The sequence below is a fragment of the Acinetobacter seohaensis genome (assembly GCF_056431365.1).
Map to the genome: position 1 here is coordinate 66,825 of NZ_JBWKMK010000022.1, position 15,672 is coordinate 82,496.

Below are 15,672 nucleotides of genomic sequence, written 5' to 3' on the forward strand. Positions count from 1 at the left end.
GAACAAGCAATGCTTGAAATTCGCCACTTAAAAACGCTATCAGCCCTGCGTGAACATGGTTCTTTGGTTGCTGCCGCCAATGATTTATGTCTGACGCCATCTGCCATTTCTCATCAACTCAAAGAACTAGATCATTGGTATGGCGTAGAAGTGGTGAATCGCCGTAGTCGTCCTGTGACATTTTCCAATGTTGGGCAGCGTTTATTGAAACTGGCGGATGATGTCTTGCCACAAATTCAAATTACCCAAACCGATATTACCCGCATTGTGCATGGGCAAACGGGGCGGATTATTTTTTCTTCGGAATGTCATAGTTGCTTTGACTGGTTGATGCCGCTGCTGAATCAATATCGTCAGCAATACCCTGATGTAGATTTAGATTTTGCTTCAGGTTTTGAAGCCAATCCGCATGAATTATTGCAAAACGCAGAATTTGACCTATTGATTACTGCAGACCCGATTGCCTTAAAAGGTATCGAATATTTTCCAATTTTTGAATATGAATCGCGTTTGGTGTTGTCAAATACTCATCCTTTAGTACGTGCCGAGCGCATTACCGTACAGGAGTTGGCAGAAGAAACCCTGATTACCTATCCTGTCGATAAACACCGTTTAGATATTATGTCTAAGCTATTCATTCCAGCCAATATTCAGCCAAAAGCTATTCGTACTACAGATTTAACCCAAATGTTGATTCAACTGGTGGCGAGTGGGCGAGGGATTGGCGCATTGCCAGATTGGGTGGTGAATGAATATGAGCAAAAAGGCTGGGTAACTTCACGTCGTTTAGACTGCGTTGCTGCGGGAGGATTACGCCGTACCTTGTATGCGGGTTATCGTAGCGAAGAAAAAGAAAAGAGCTATTTTGAAGGCTTTTTGAAGCAATTAGAGAAATTTTCCCAAAAACGCACACAATATTATTCAAGTTAAAAATCGTACGATCAGCATCGTAAAGAGAATGCTAATTTATCGCTAAAAACACTAAGCTCATCTAAATCTCCACTAAAAACAGTGAGATGTTCTTGCTAAGCTTGCCTTGCGAAAATTAAGGGAGAGCGCAGTGAGTTCGGTACGTTGGCTGACAAAGGATTTGTGGATTGTTGCTGCGGGTTTTATGGCAGCAATGCATATTGGCAAGTTGCCACCGACTGTGCCTATCCTTCAAGCTGAACTCGGAATTAGTCTGGTTCAGGCAGGCTTTTTGCTGTCTTTAGTACAAGCTGCAGGCATGACTTTGGCGTTGTTGCTAGGCAGTTATACCGCAAAAATTGGCTTAAAACGCTGTGTACTTTTGGGTTTGTCTTTATTGGCAGGTGCAAGTTTTGTCGGTGGTTTTGTACATAGCTTTTCCGCACTATTAAGTCTGCGTGTAATTGAAGGTTTTGGTTTTTTACTGATTACACTCAGCGGCCCTACATTTATTCGTCAACTGGTTGCAGTGGAGCAGTTGCCTGCCAAAATGGGGCTGTGGAGTGCCTATATGGGCGGTGGGATGGGTATTGGTTTACTAAGTACGCCGTTTTTACTGACCATCTTGGATTGGCAAGGCGTGTGGATGTGTTTGGGATTGTTATCCTTTGCGCTCGCAATCATCATTTATAAAGCCGTACCGAGTGTGCAGATCAGCACGCAAGCCATTGCCATCTTTGAACTGATTAAAAGCACTTTGAGCCATCCACCCGCATGGATATTGGCTTTGGTTTTTGGTGTTTATGCAGGGCAGTGGTTCAGTTTGGTGGGTTTTTTGCCGACCATTTATCAGCAATATCAAATATCTTTACAAACCGCAGGTGTGCTCACAGCTATGGTTGCAATGGCAAATGCGGTGGGTACATTTGTATGTGGGTTGTTATTACAGCGTGGGCTGAGAGCGCAAGTGTTGATGCAAATGGGTTTTGCGGTATTGATGCTATGCGCACTGAGTTTTTATATTTTGCGTGATGTTTTACCATTCATTGTGCAGTTTTTATTGGTCATCCATTTCTCTTTATTTGGTGGTTTAGTCGCAGCTGTGGTATTTGCGCAAGTACTTAATTTTGCACCACAACCGATTGCGATTAGTACCACCGTAGGTTTGGTGTTGCAGTGCTCGGCAATTTCACAATTTTTATTGCCGCCTGTGGTCGCAGCTATCGTATCTGCCACAGGAACATGGCTTTGGGTTGGTATTTTAATGGCCGTTTTATCTGCAATGGGAATGATATTAACATCTATCTTGTTTCGCAAAGTGGCTTAGATTTGGATGGTTTTTATTGGAATTGGTTGATACAAGACGATGAATTCAAGCAAAACCATCTAAACCAAGCGTCCCTAAATCTATGTTAAGAATAGCCAATAAACAAGGTGAGAATTCCTGCTGCAATCAGTGGTCCCACAGGCACGCCACGTAGCACAGCAACACCTGCGACTGTACCAATCAATAAGCCTGCGACCACATCAGGCTGATTGGTCATGAGCTTGACACCACGCCCGCCTAACCATGCCACAAAAACACCAATTGCAATCGCAAGTAAAGATTTCCAACTCAGGAAAGATTTTAGAATTGCTTCGCCTGGAAGTTTGCCACTGGCAATGGGTGTCAGTACGCCAATGGTGAGAATGATAATGCCCAGATTTAAGCCATGCTGCTGCAATAGTGGGAAAAATTCACTTAGCGGCGTAATTCTAAAAACAATCAGTACTGCTGCGGCAATCGTCACAGCCGTATTTTGGCTAAAAATACCGCATGCGAGTAGAACGATCAGCACCATCAGGTTAAGGTCTAATTGAGAGAGCATGGTGATCCATAAAAGGGGAAATAAATTGGAAAAGTGCAGTTATTGTAACTGTTTTGAACTACAAGCGGGCAAGGTACGCAATGTGTTCAGAATTTACGGTGTATTTGGTTTAGAATAGCAGCAAATATATTTATACTTTTATCATTAGGTCGCTCATCATGTTGTTGGAAAAAATGTTGCAATCACAAGGCTTTGGATCACGTAAACATTGCCAACAACTCATTAAAAATGGTGCAGTCACCATTATGGGCGAAACCCAGACCAATCCTAAATTCGCGATAAAAATTGCGCCTGAAACGGTTTTGCAATTTTCGGTGTATGGGGAAAATTATCAATATCGTGAAAAGGTCTATATCGCCTTACATAAACCACAAGGCTATGAGTGTTCGCATCAGGCGACCCATCATTTTAGTGTGTTTGACTTGTTTGATGATGTATTGCTGAATCGTGGTTTGCAGTGTGTTGGACGCTTAGATCAGGACACCACAGGGCTGTTATTGCTGACGGATGATGGACAGTTTTTACAAGCATTGACCCATCCTAAAAAGCATGTGGCAAAAGTGTATGCTATGCACACCGCAGACCCGATTAATGCAACACAAATCCAGCAACTTGAGCAGGGTGTCGCATTGCGCAATGAATCAGGGACATTTGCTGCAACAGAGGTACAACAGCTTGCTGAACATGAATTGCAGATGACCATTCATCAAGGTGTTTATCACCAAGTTAAACGTATGCTGGCAGCAGTGGGCAATAAAGTAGAACAATTACATCGTCAGCAAGTTGGTGCATTAAACTTGACTGATTTGGCTTTAGATGTGGGTGAATGGATGTATTTAAGCCCTGAACAAGTCGAATTGGCAAAAAACCGTATGGAATAAATGAGGTTCTGCTGAACTTTCATCAATAGCTTATGATCAATGGCTTACGTCAGATTAAATTTAAACCCTTTGCCTAAAGCCGTAATCGTCAGATCAGGTGACTATTTTAAAAAGCAGTGATAAGTCTGGAATTCATCATCTTTGACAAAGCCCATCTTTTCATACAATTGGTGGGATTGGTAATTACTTTTTTGTGTTTCAAGGCTAATCCGTAGCGCATTTTCATGTCGTGCAAATAAAATTGCAGTATCAATGAGCTGTTTGGCCGAACCTTGTCGTCTAAAAACAGGGGTGACATAAACGTCATCTAAAATATAGTAGGTCGAGCAGGCAACCGAAGAAAAGCCTAAATAAAGTAATACAAATCCAGTGATTTTTTGATCTTTGATATGAATGAAAATCACACTTTCCTGATTTTCAAAACGCTGTTTTAAGAATGCTGCTGAAAGGCTTAAATTCGAGGATGCACCATAAAACTGACGATACTCATCGAACAATACAGCAAGCTGGTCTAAGTCTTCTAAAGTGGCACGTCTTACAATCATTACGATACTCCATGCTTTTTTATTGTCCTTGCATGAAGCATAGCTAAGTTTTTAAAGTAAATTTTTAAAGAATTGTTTAAAAATGCAACACTGTTAATTTTTGTCAGTTTCACCCAAAATTGCATTGAGTTCATCAAACAAGTCTAGATGTTCATCATCCAGTTCAAAATCTTCAACACTATTATTGCCAGTTACAGATGCATCATTGCTTGGGGTTGCATCCACTAGCGTTGCTTTTTGCTCTTGTTTTAATTTGCGTAACTTAATCAATTGTTCCAGATTAATATTCTGATTTTCAATTGAAAAGGGAATTGATTTAGTCAGCACGACTTGCTTAAAAAACAAACGTACCGCTTGCGCAGGCGTAATCCCCAACTGTTTAAACACAGCAAAGGCTTGTTTTTTCTCTTGAGAGTCCAAGCGTACTTGATAGACTTCAGTTTTTCTCATAATTTTTAATAGAAGGAAATAGATTTAAATTTTAGCAATATTGTAAACAATTCATTTGTAATTTCAATATGACTACAACGAAAATCCACTATTTTGTAATGACAAACATATTACAATGTCAATTCTTGCTGTGCGCTAAAGTGGAATTGTTGCTGGCTAATCGGGTCAAAAAAACTTAAATGCTTGGCAAGCAATTGTAGCGGTGCAGAAAAATCATCTGCTTGTTTGTGCTGTAAAATGGGATAAAACGGGTCGTTCTTAATCGCAATACCTAAGCTATTTAAATGCACACGCAGTTGGTGCTGCTTGCCTGTTGTAGGCTTTAATTCATATTTTGCCCATGTTTGATTATGTTCAAGCAAACGAATTTCTGTTTCGGTGTTAGGTGTGCCTGCCACGACGTGCATCAAATAAAAAGGTTCACCTTTTTCCATGCGTAATTGCACAGTACATGGTAGTGACAAATTAGCTTGATAAGGCGCAATGGCATGGTAGGTTTTTTGCACCTGACGTTCTGCAAATAATTGCTGATACACCGCCCGAGTTTCTGGTTGTTTGGAAAACAGCACCACACCCGCAGTTTCGCGGTCTAAACGATGAATAGGTGTGAGCTGCTCATTCTGTGTTTGTTTTTTTAAGCGTACTAATAGGGTTTCTTGTACATATTGCCCTGTAGGGCTCATGGTCAAAAAATGTGGTTTATCTACAACCAATAAGTGTTCATTTTCAAATAAAACTTGATGCTGAAAAGGCACGGCAACTTCATGCGCTAAAAAACGATAATAAAAAATATCCTGATGTGCGCTATAAGGTGTATCTAAATCTAAACGCTTGCCTTCGGCATCATAAACCAGACCATCCTCAAAGCGTTGCAGCCATTCCTGTGCAGAAATATGGGCAAACTGGGCACATAAATAACGAAAAATTGATTCAGGCTGTGTGCTTAATTTGGGTAAATGCAATTTGCTGGCGCTCACACCATCTAGCATGGGTGGAACAAAGGTGTTGGGATGAGTCGACTTCATCTGCAAATTGCTCATATTCAGGTGGGAGAGTTTCTTTTTCATCATATTGAAAATAGCCTAAGCAGTTTGGGTGCTAAGCTTAACAATCTTGATTCATTGCCTTGTCTAAACTTGTTATAAATTGTCCACATTTACACAGTTTTATCCATCAGTACATAGGCTTTAAAGCAGTGCGATGCTATCATAATTGGTCTTTTGAATCATGTCGTGAGCGTTATGCAGTATTCATTTAATTTGGCTTTAAATAATGAGCAAGATACCCAAAATCTGGCGCAGGTTTTGGCAACGCATTTTCGGTCGGGTGTGATTTATTTAATTGGTGATTTAGGCGCAGGAAAAACCACTTTATCGCGTTATTTTCTACAGCATTTGGGGCATCAGGGCGCGGTTAAAAGCCCGACTTACACCTTGGTGGAACCTTATCAAATACAAGGACAAGATATTTTTCATTTTGATTTATATCGTTTAAATGATCCTTATGAATTAGAGCTGATGGGCATTCGTGATTATTTAGAAACCCCAAATGCCTTGTTTTTATTTGAATGGCCATCAAAAGGTGGCGATGAAATTCCGCCCGCAGACCTGATCATTGAAATTAAAAAATCGGAAGATGAATTAAGCCGTACTGCAACGCTAAGTTCGTCTTCGGTTGCATTACAACAAGCTTTGGAGCAACAATTTAATCATGCCTAATGATGTGTTAAATCTACGTCGGATCCACACGCTTGAACCTGCCTTAGCCAACCAAATTGCTGCGGGTGAGGTAATTGAGCGTCCTGCCTCTGTGGTCAAAGAGTTACTAGAAAACTCCATTGATGCAGGTGCAACCGAGCTGATTATTCGTGTGGCACAAGGCGGCAGTACACTCATTGAAATTATTGATAATGGTCGTGGCATTCATGCCGAAGACTTGCCTTTGGCGGTGACTCGTCACGCGACCAGTAAAATTCAAACGGCCGATGATTTACATGCCATTGTCAGTTTAGGCTTTCGTGGAGAAGCACTGGCATCAATTGCAGCAGTATCGCGTTTGACTTTGGTCAGCAGCCAAACTGAAGATGGTGTTGGTTATCAGGTTGAAGTCAATGGCACTGCCTTTGACCATCAAGATATTCAGGCCGTTGCTGCACAAAAAGGCACACATATTCGGGTGCAGGATTTATTTTTTAATGTGCCTGCACGACGTAAGTTCCTGAAAAAAGCAGGTACAGAATTTGGACATATTGAAGAAATTGTCCGTCGTTTGGCGCTGACACATTTTGATATTCGTTTTGTTTTGGAACACAACGACAGCATTAAACTGAATTTACCCATTGCAGACAGTGGCGAATTGCGTTTTCAGCGCGTGCAGCAACTTTTAGGACGAAACTTTGTCGAAAATGCCTATTGGATTGATGCTGATAGTGTCACCATGCGCTTATCGGGTTGGTTGGGGCATCCTTCCGATGCACGCTCACAAGCCGATTTACAGTATGTGTATGTGAATGGACGTATTGTAAAAGACAAGACCATCTCCCATGCTTTGCGTATGGCATACGAAGGTATTTTGCATGGACATCAACATGCTGCATATTTGCTATTTTTAGAAGTAGAACCTGAAAATATTGATGTCAATGTGCATCCAACTAAGCACGAAATCCGCTTTTTAAATCAGCGTGAAGTGCATGAGTTTGTACGGCATTATGCCAAAGAAACCTTGGCACAATTTCAAACTGCAACAGCTGATCTTGCGACGGCAATGAAAGCCGACTCAGTAGAGCAAGCAGTACCTTATGTCGTACAGCCACGTTACCAAGAACAATTTCAGCTGCACAAATCTGTGCAGACCAACCCTCTGAATCCGTATGAACAAAGGGTAGATGCAGATCAGGTATCCAATACAGCATCGGGTAGTGATCTACTTACCGAGTTTGATCGTAGCCATCCGCAAACTGTGCAATACGGCCAAGCGATGCAAGGCAGTTATCAAGGCTCGAAACAACTGAATAATGCCTTAAAAAGCTATCTCGCACCTTTACGTGATGTCGACTCTCAAGATTCAACTAGCGTAGCGTATGAATCGACGACAGCTGTAGATGAACACCCGCTTGGAATTGCGATTGCACAATTGCACGGTATTTATATTCTGGCGCAAAACAGCGAAGGTTTGATTATTGTCGATATGCATGCCGCACATGAACGTATCGTTTTACAGCAGATGAAAGCTGCGTGGGATAAACCAGAGTTTTGGACTTCGCAGCAATTGCTCATTCCCAAAGTCATCAGCATTAGTCGTATGCAGGCCATGCGTGTAGATGATTTAAAACCACAATTGGCACGTTTAGGTTTGGATGTTGACCAATATGGCGATGAGCAAGTCATTGTGCGCGGTGTGCCAGCCATTTTGCATAAAGCAGATTTTGCAGAGTTGATTCCTGAATTACTGAATGATTTAGACCCAAATGATGAAGCGCAGGCATTACTGCAAAAACGTGATCATATTTTGGCGGGTATGGCGTGTCATAGCGCGGTGCGTGCACATCGGATGCTGAGTCTTTCTGAAATGAATGCCTTGTTACGTCAAATGGAACAAACTGAATTTGCCAGCCAATGTAATCATGGTCGTCCAACATGGCGTGCTTTTCCATTGGCTCAATTAGATAAACTTTTTGCTCGAGGAGAGTAGTGTTACATGTCAAAACAATTGCCGGTCATCAATTTAATGGGACCAACTGCAAGTGGTAAAACTGCTTTGGCATGTGAACTCTATGAATTAGGTCATTTTGAGCTAATTTCAGTCGATTCTGCGCTGGTTTATCGAGATATGGACATTGGTACAGCCAAACCAACTAAAGTGGAACAGGCGCGTTATCCGCATCATTTGATTGATATTATTAGCCCGCTTGAAGTTTATTCTGCTGCGCAGTTTGTGGAAGATGCCTGCGCCTTAATTGATGATATGCACGCACGTGGCAAAACCCCAATTTTAGTGGGTGGAACTATGCTGTATTTTAAAGCTTTGCTTGAAGGACTATCTTCCAATTTACCCAGTGCCAATTACGACGTCCGTGCAGAAATTGAAGATAAAGCTGCACGCGAAGGTTGGGAAGCGGTCTATGCAGAGTTATGTGCAGTAGATGCACTGGCGGGTGAAAAATTTAAGGTGTCAGATAAACAACGTATTATTCGTGCACTAGAAGTTTATAAATTAACAGGAACGCCAATTACCCAGCTTCAGGCAGAACAACCCAAAAATGTACCATATCGTTACACTTTTCATAACCACGCTTTGATGCCTGATCGGGTAGAATTACATCAGCGTATTCAAAAACGCTTAGAGATTATGTGGGAAATGGGTTTTTTGAATGAGGTGCGACATCTTATTGAAAATTACGATTTAGATGCTAATTTACCCTCTATGCGTTCAGTTGGCTATCGTCAAGCTTTAGAGTTTTTGCAAAACGGTGATGAAAGTCGCGAAAAAATGCAGGAAATGGAGGACAAGGCGCTATTCGCGACACGACAACTCGCGAAACGTCAATATACTTGGCTCAGATCGTTGCAAGAATCGCATAAATTTCACACATATTTTACGATAAAGCAGGCTCAAGAAGACTTGCGAAACTGTTACGGATAAAGCAAAATTTACCTACTGTCTTTTTTATAATTTTTAATTGAAAAATAGAGATAGTTTTTGCGCTGATTTTTAATTATTTTTGGAGTTATAACATGTCTAAAGGTCAAACTTTACAAGATCCGTTCTTGAATTCTCTCCGTAAAGAACGTATTCCTGTTTCTATCTTCCTTGTGAACGGTATTAAGCTACAAGGCCATATTGAATCTTTTGACCAATATGTTGTTTTATTAAAAAATACAGTAAGCCAAATGGTTTACAAACATGCAATTTCTACAGTTGTTCCTGCACGTAATCCACGTCCTGCTGGTGCACCTGCTGGTAGTCAAGCCGCAGGCTTTGGCGGTCAAGGCGGTGGCTTCGGTGGTCAAGGTGGTGGCTTCGGTGGTCAAGGCGGCTTCGGTGGTCAAGGTGGTGGTTTTGGCGGTCAAGGCGGCTTCGGTGGTCAAGGCGGCGGCTTCGGTAGTCAAGGTGGCTTTGGCGGTCAAGGCGGCGGCTTTGGTGGTCAAGGTGGCTTCGGCGGTCAAGGTGGCTTCGGTGGCGGTCAAGCAACAGGCGGTTTTGACAACGATTCTAAATTTGAAGAATCTTCAGAAGACGATAACAACCGTTAATTGATCTTCTTAAAAAACCTCTCGAAATGAGAGGTTTTTTTATGTCTATGGTTTTTTTATCAAAGTCGTATTTTGGTAGTGGCTAAGATGAAGTGCATATGGTAAAAAAGCATAAAAAACCAGTGTTGCTACACTGGTTTTAATTTTGGAAATAGCAGAAAACTTAAGCTTAGTTTTTCTTGCGGTCTAAGCTTGGGTCTTTAATTTCTACAAAAGCATTGTTACGTGTTTCACGTAACCAGCTATCCAATTCAGTATCAAACTGGCGTTCACCTAGTATTTGACGTGCCATACGTTCTTGGTATTCACGAGTCATATCTTGCTGGCGTGTATCGGTCACTTGCAGTACATGCCAACCAAACTGGGTTTGGAATGGTGCGCTAATTTCACCTTTTGCAGTATTTTTCATTTGATTTTCAAATTCTGGCACCATCACGCCAGGATTCACCCAGCCTAGACTGCCGCCATCACGTGCAGAGCCAGCGTCATTAGAGAACGTCGCTGCTAAGGTTGCAAAGTCTTCACCCGCTTTTAAACGGTTGTGAATACTGTCAATCATGTGTTTCGCATTTTCAGGGCTTACGACTTCACTTGGCTGAATCAAGATATGTCGAGTTTGATATTGTGGAACTAGTGCACGTTGCTCAGTACTTTTGCGCTCCAGTAATTTTACGACATGAATACCATCACGGACTTCAATCAGTTCACTGGTTTGCCCCACATCTAATGGCGTAATACGTGCAGCAAGTTCCGCGGGAATATCGGTCAAGTTACGTAAACCCATGTCTGCAGACTGAACGGTTACACCATTGCCTGTATATTTTTTACTAATGGCTTGAATGTCATTGTTCTGCGCCAATTCAGCTTTGACTTGTTGCGCAACTTGTGCGGCATTTTCTGCTCCAGAAACACGCACATGCAAAATATGTACTTGATTGCCTAAGGCAGCCTGACCTTGTGGTGTTTTCAGGAAATTATCAACATCTTGGTCGCTAATTTGAATACGTGACATTACGACTTGCTGACGTAAGCGATTCATTGCCAAATCTTCAGCAATACGGTTACGTAAAAACGCATAACTGCCTGGTGCAGATTTATCTAATTTTTGCTGAAAAGTTTCTAGGCTGTTTGCGCCATTTTGCTGTGCAACTTTTAAAACTGCTTCATTTAAAGATTTTTCATCAGCTTTAATGTTGTAGCGTTTGACTTGCTCTAATTGCGCTTGGCGTACAATCAGTTGTTCTAAAGCTTGTTGTTCTAAAATGTGTTGTGGTGGAACAGGGCGCTTTTGCATCTCAAGTTGTTGTTTGAGTTCAACCACGCTTTGCGCTAAATCACTTTTTAAAATGACACTATTGTCAACTACAGCCACAATTTGATCATTCGCAGCAAATGCAGGCAGCGCTGCTGTCATGCAAAGTGCTAAGGTTGATGCTTTTAAAAATCGTTTTAACTGTTCTGTTTTCATTAACGTTGTGTCCAAGATTGATTAATTTTATTAAAACCTAAAATACGGTTTTCAAGTAAAGATGCAAGTTTATTATTGAAACTGCCTAAACCTTTTAAATTTAACTCTGCCATAATGGCACGTTTGGGTTTAACGCCCGCATCCGTCACATCATCCAAGTCGTTATAGTAAGAGCGACCATAGACTGAGATGCCCCAACAGCACGACTCATAGTTCACACCTAGCAAATATTCACGGGCGACGCTATGGTCTAGGTCGTATTGCGCATGACCTAAAATACGCCAGTTGTTGTGAATAGGTTGAATAAACGATGCCACGACTTGATCATAATGATCTTGACGGTTTGGAATAACACGGCGGTTAATATAACCAAAGCTATATAAGTTGCCTTGATCACCCGTGTAAAGCATATTGACACTGCGCTGTGCATTGTCGCCATTTGACATCCATGCAGCATTGGCACCTACACTAAGGTTTTGGCTTAGCTGACTGGTTAGGCTAACAATTGGCCCAGTACGGTTTTCCGTATTAAATTCGTCTTCGGTATTATCCAGCGTGACACGACGATCTTCAAAGTAAAAACTTTGACCAATTCCTGCTCTAAGGCGTTCCAAACCAATTTCATCAAATAGGCTATAGTTTAAACCCAAAGACAAAAAGTTGTTGTCTTCTAAACGGTCATGACCATAGAAACGGTTTGGACTGAACAACTGGTCATAATTAATCGAAGCTGTTGCAGAGTCAAAGTTTGGGTGGTCGTTTTGATTGCGGTACGGTGCATAGGCATAGAACGCGCGCGGGGTAATGGCTTGCAAGAAGCGACCATCTTTTTCAAAGGTAATCCCTGTGTCTAAAGTGAATTGCGGAACAGTAACCGACTCACTTTTACTTGAAGATTTATCCGTGTCTGTACTTAGAGTTTCTTTATCATAGAAGGTGTTGATGTTGCGTAACGATACTTCTGGAATCACAAATGACCACGGGTTACGGTAGTTGTAACGCACTGCAAAGTCATTATAAATACGCGTACCACTTGGTTCCCCATCTTGCGCAGCTAGATCTTTTTTGAAGTAAGCTGTGTCGTTATTAAATTCGACTTGGAAGCCTTGAGGATTGCCCGTTTTATAGTTCAATAAAAATTGTGGTAGGCGTGCATAAGGGCGATCCACAGATGGAATCGTCTTATCCAGGGTTTGGAAATCTTCAACTTTGAGCTGTGCTTTTAAACCCGGTATGCCGTTACGATAATTCAACTCCCAAGCACGACGTAAATTTAGGTCGGTTTTAGAGTTCGGGTTGTTATTTAAATCGGCAAAGTAGTCTTTGTCCGATGCATAGTTATATTCTAAGTTGGTTGAAAATTGTTCGTTGATTTGCCAGCCGTGTAAAAAATGTAAGTCTTTACGGTCTTGGTCATCATATTTGGCATCCGATGCTAAATAACCGCCCCAAATTTTACCTGAACCAAAATTTTCAGTTAAATAACGGAATTCACCTTCTAGCATCGCGCCACGATCGGCAATATAACGCGGGCTAACGGTTGCATCAAAATTCGGTGCAAGGTTTAAATACACAGGCACAGACAGCTCGACACCACCATCATTGGTAAAGCCAAAACTAGGCGTCAAAATACCTGTGGTACGGCGGTCGTCAATCGGAAAGTTAAAATAAGGCACAGCCATGACCGGTACATTTTTTACATATAGTTTTGTACCGCGTGTTTCACCGCGTCCAGTTTCCTGATTGAGCTTAATTTCGTTGGCTTGAATTTTCCAGGTTGGCGCTTGCTCGGGTGGGCAGGTGCTGTAGGTGGCGTTATTGAGTACCATGGTATTGGTTGAGGTGCGTGCAATTTTTTCTGCCATGCCGTGTGCATGTTGTTCTTCGGCAATATAAAAACTGTTGTTTAAGTCACCTTGCTGGGTTTTTAGGTTGTAATTAATTTCATCACTTTGCGCCAGTAAACCCGCTTGCGCCATTTGTACCCGACCTTCGGCTTTGGCAAAGGTCTGAGTTTGATCAATGGTAATTTTATCGGCACGAATTTGACGACCTTCTTGGTCAATCACCACGTTGCCTTCTAAGACTGAATCACCATTTGGGTCATAGTGCCCATAATCGGCAGTCACTGTAGAAGTGGCATTTGCAGCATCTACCGCAACAGTACCTGAGCTGATTGGCGTTAGCCATGCACCTTCACAATAGGCAGAACTTTGAGTGTGCCTAAATTGTTGTTGTGCTTCAGGTGCAGCTTTATCAACATAATATTGCTCAAAGAACTGCTGCCCAGGATAAGTTTCCTGAATGGTGTGTTTAAGCTGCTGGTTATTGAGATTTGTGACAGATGAAGTCTGATCTGTGGTCTGCGCATAGCTGGAAACAGAGTGACCACATAACAGAGTTAAGACCGCAGTCGCTAAAGGATTAAATTTAAACTGATGCTTCATTTATCTCATCAACCAAGAATGCTTAATCGCAATTAATTATTGTCGCATCATAGAGAAAAAGCGCAGAAGTAGCTACACTTAGCACTTTAAAAACTCAGCCTGTATTAGAATTTATTGCAAATGAATACACAACGCGAACAATTGATACAAACATGGATAACATCTGTACTTGGTTCAGATCAATTTGAAACTCATTTTTTAGCAGGCGATGCAAGTTTTCGTCGTTACGCACGAATCAAGTTGAATAATAAAACATTTATGCTCATGGATGCACCACCAGAAAAAGAAGATTGTGGTCCTTTTGTGACGATTGATGAATTTTTTGCTGCCCATGGCGTGCGCGTGCCAAAAATTGTAGCTAAAGACCTGACACAAGGCTTTTTGTTGCTTGAAGATTTTGGTGATGTCTTATTATCTACCTTGCTGAATGATCAGACTGTAGATGACTACTATGCGCAGTGCTTTAAGCAGTTAATTCAATTACAAGATATTGATGGCACTGCACATTTCCCTGAGTATTCCTATGACAAACTCATCAGTGAAATGGAATTGCTCACCGATTGGTTATTGCCTGCCTTACAGATTCAGCCAAGCGCAGAAGAAAGTGCCTTAATTAAACGTACTTTTGCTATTTTAGCCAATGCAGCTGTGGCACAGCCGCAAGTGATTGTGCATCGTGATTTTCATAGTCGTAACTTAATGAAAGTTGGTGAGGACACCGAGCTTGGTGTGATTGATTTTCAGGATGCGGTCATTGGTGCAGATACATACGATTTAATTTCGATTACCCGTGATGCTTATGTGCAGTGGAATGCTGAGCATGTGTATCGTTGGTTTAAAATGTTCTATGACTTGTTGCCAGAAGTATCTAAGCAAGACCGTGATTTTGAACAATTTAAAAAAGATGCCGATATGATGGCGATTCAGCGTCATATCAAAATTTTAGGTATTTTTGTGCGTTTATTTGAGCGTGATGGTAAATCGGGTTATCTCAAGGATTTACCGCGCGTAATGTGGTATTTACTTGAAGAAAGTAAACCTTATCCAGAATTACAACCATTTATGCACTTTATTCACACGACAGTAATGCCAAAATTTACTGCTAAATATGGTCAGTATGAGGTGGTTGCCTAAATGAAAGCCATGATTCTTGCCGCAGGAATGGGCAATCGTATGCGTCCTTTAACACTGCATACGCCTAAACCTTTATTGGAAGTCGGTGGAAAACCTCTAATTGTGTGGCACATCGAAAAATTACAAAAGATGGGTGTGCAGGAAATTGTCATCAATACGGCATGGTTGGGTGAAAAACTTGCAGATGCTTTGGGTGATGGTTCTCAGTTTGGTGTGAAAATTTTGTGGTCGCATGAAGGCGAAGGCTTAGAAACTGCAGGTGGCATCATCAATGCGTTGCCATTATTGGGCAATGAACCTTTTATATTGGTGAATGGCGATGTTTGGACCACCATGGATTTTGCACCATTATTAAATGTGCAGCTTCAAGATGACTTGGCACATTTGGTTTTGGTGGAAAATCCCGTGCAGCATCCACAAGGTGATTTCACTTTGGCTGCAAACAAAGCCTATACTTTTGAGCAAGCACGCTCAGGTGAAAATCTAACTTATAGTGGCGTGGCGGTGATGCATCCGCAAATGTTTAACGGTTTGGAATCGGGCAAACGTCCGCTTGCGCCATTGCTCAAACAGGCCATGCAGCAAGAAAAAATTTCTGCACAGAAATTGCAAGGTGTTTGGGTGGATGTTGGCACTCCTGAACGATTAAATGCGCTAGATCAACAAATTCAGCAGGGTGTGTACGCTTAAGTGCATATTCACTAAGCATTCGCCCCTA

15 protein-coding genes are annotated in these 15,672 nt (G+C 41.7%); 9 read left to right on the forward strand and 6 right to left on the reverse strand.

Annotated elements, in window-relative coordinates; genetic code table 11:
• Positions 1-9: 9 nt before the first annotated feature.
• Together AC07E5_RS03765 and AC07E5_RS03770 are read left to right on the forward strand one after the other, a co-directional pair.
• Positions 10-930, forward strand: a complete 921-nt coding sequence (locus tag AC07E5_RS03765) for a LysR family transcriptional regulator (protein ID WP_004976859.1) — start codon at positions 10-12, stop codon at positions 928-930.
• Positions 931-1,060: 130 nt separating this feature from the next.
• Positions 1,061-2,236, forward strand: coding sequence for an MFS transporter (locus AC07E5_RS03770; protein WP_498624629.1), 1,176 nt, complete (start codon positions 1,061-1,063; stop codon positions 2,234-2,236).
• An 85-nt stretch (positions 2,237-2,321) separates the two neighbouring features.
• Here AC07E5_RS03770 and AC07E5_RS03775 read toward each other — a convergent pair whose 3' ends face one another.
• Entirely contained in the window at positions 2,322-2,777 is a 456-nt protein-coding gene (locus AC07E5_RS03775) for a DUF441 domain-containing protein (protein ID WP_004976854.1), read from the reverse strand.
• 158 nt (positions 2,778-2,935) lie between these two features.
• Here AC07E5_RS03775 and AC07E5_RS03780 point away from each other — a divergent pair, with 158 nt between their 5' ends.
• Positions 2,936-3,658, forward strand: coding sequence for a pseudouridine synthase (locus AC07E5_RS03780; RefSeq protein ID WP_104851878.1), 723 nt, complete (start codon positions 2,936-2,938; stop codon positions 3,656-3,658).
• Between the two features lie 101 nt (positions 3,659-3,759).
• On the opposite strand, the gene AC07E5_RS03785 is transcribed toward AC07E5_RS03780, so the two are convergent.
• The 3 genes from AC07E5_RS03785 to AC07E5_RS03795 all read right to left on the reverse strand — a co-directional run bounded on the left by AC07E5_RS03785 (position 3,760) and on the right by AC07E5_RS03795 (position 5,678).
• Complete coding sequence (locus AC07E5_RS03785; RefSeq protein WP_004976850.1) at positions 3,760-4,203, reverse strand: GNAT family N-acetyltransferase; 444 nt, start codon at positions 4,201-4,203, stop codon at positions 3,760-3,762.
• Positions 4,204-4,296: 93 nt separating this feature from the next.
• Positions 4,297-4,653 carry a type II toxin-antitoxin system RelB/DinJ family antitoxin gene (locus tag AC07E5_RS03790; RefSeq protein WP_498624632.1) on the reverse strand — a complete coding sequence of 119 codons (357 nt, stop codon included), beginning with the start codon at positions 4,651-4,653 and terminating at the stop codon, positions 4,297-4,299.
• 110 nt (positions 4,654-4,763) lie between these two features.
• The gene (locus tag AC07E5_RS03795; RefSeq protein ID WP_498624634.1) at positions 4,764-5,678 is read right to left on the reverse strand and encodes a pseudouridine synthase; all 915 of its coding nucleotides are present in this window, start codon (positions 5,676-5,678) and stop codon (positions 4,764-4,766) included.
• Positions 5,679-5,894: 216 nt separating this feature from the next.
• On the opposite strand from AC07E5_RS03795, the gene tsaE reads away from it, so the two are divergent.
• From tsaE to hfq, 4 genes are all read left to right on the forward strand, one after another.
• Entirely contained in the window at positions 5,895-6,371 is a 477-nt protein-coding gene (gene tsaE, locus AC07E5_RS03800; protein WP_096901184.1) for a tRNA (adenosine(37)-N6)-threonylcarbamoyltransferase complex ATPase subunit type 1 TsaE, read from the forward strand.
• Positions 6,364-8,343 carry a DNA mismatch repair endonuclease MutL gene (gene mutL, locus AC07E5_RS03805; RefSeq protein WP_498624636.1) on the forward strand — a complete coding sequence of 660 codons (1,980 nt, stop codon included), beginning with the start codon at positions 6,364-6,366 and terminating at the stop codon, positions 8,341-8,343. The genes tsaE and mutL overlap by 8 nt, the downstream gene beginning before the upstream one ends.
• Before the next feature lie 6 nt (positions 8,344-8,349).
• Positions 8,350-9,294 carry a tRNA (adenosine(37)-N6)-dimethylallyltransferase MiaA gene (gene miaA / locus AC07E5_RS03810; protein WP_168419030.1) on the forward strand — a complete coding sequence of 315 codons (945 nt, stop codon included), beginning with the start codon at positions 8,350-8,352 and terminating at the stop codon, positions 9,292-9,294.
• 92 nt (positions 9,295-9,386) lie between these two features.
• Positions 9,387-9,905 carry an RNA chaperone Hfq gene (gene hfq, locus AC07E5_RS03815; protein WP_498624638.1) on the forward strand — a complete coding sequence of 173 codons (519 nt, stop codon included), beginning with the start codon at positions 9,387-9,389 and terminating at the stop codon, positions 9,903-9,905.
• 169 nt (positions 9,906-10,074) lie between these two features.
• On the opposite strand, the gene AC07E5_RS03820 is transcribed toward hfq, so the two are convergent.
• Both AC07E5_RS03820 and AC07E5_RS03825 read right to left on the reverse strand, forming a co-directional pair.
• Positions 10,075-11,373, reverse strand: a complete 1,299-nt coding sequence (locus AC07E5_RS03820; protein ID WP_104851883.1) for a peptidylprolyl isomerase — start codon at positions 11,371-11,373, stop codon at positions 10,075-10,077.
• Positions 11,373-13,820: an LPS-assembly protein LptD gene (locus AC07E5_RS03825; RefSeq protein WP_498624640.1), complete on the reverse strand. Its 2,448-nt coding sequence runs from the start codon at positions 13,818-13,820 to the stop codon at positions 11,373-11,375. Before AC07E5_RS03825 ends, AC07E5_RS03820 begins: the two co-directional genes overlap by 1 nt.
• Before the next feature lie 120 nt (positions 13,821-13,940).
• Between AC07E5_RS03825 and AC07E5_RS03830 the strand changes: the two genes are divergently transcribed.
• Together AC07E5_RS03830 and murU are read left to right on the forward strand one after the other, a co-directional pair.
• Positions 13,941-14,954, forward strand: coding sequence for an aminoglycoside phosphotransferase family protein (locus AC07E5_RS03830; RefSeq protein WP_498624642.1), 1,014 nt, complete (start codon positions 13,941-13,943; stop codon positions 14,952-14,954).
• Positions 14,955-15,644 (forward strand): N-acetylmuramate alpha-1-phosphate uridylyltransferase MurU, encoded by a 690-nt coding sequence (gene murU, locus AC07E5_RS03835; RefSeq protein ID WP_070154601.1) that lies wholly within the window; start codon positions 14,955-14,957, stop codon positions 15,642-15,644. It abuts the gene before it with no gap.
• The last annotated feature ends 28 nt before the right edge of the window (positions 15,645-15,672 follow it).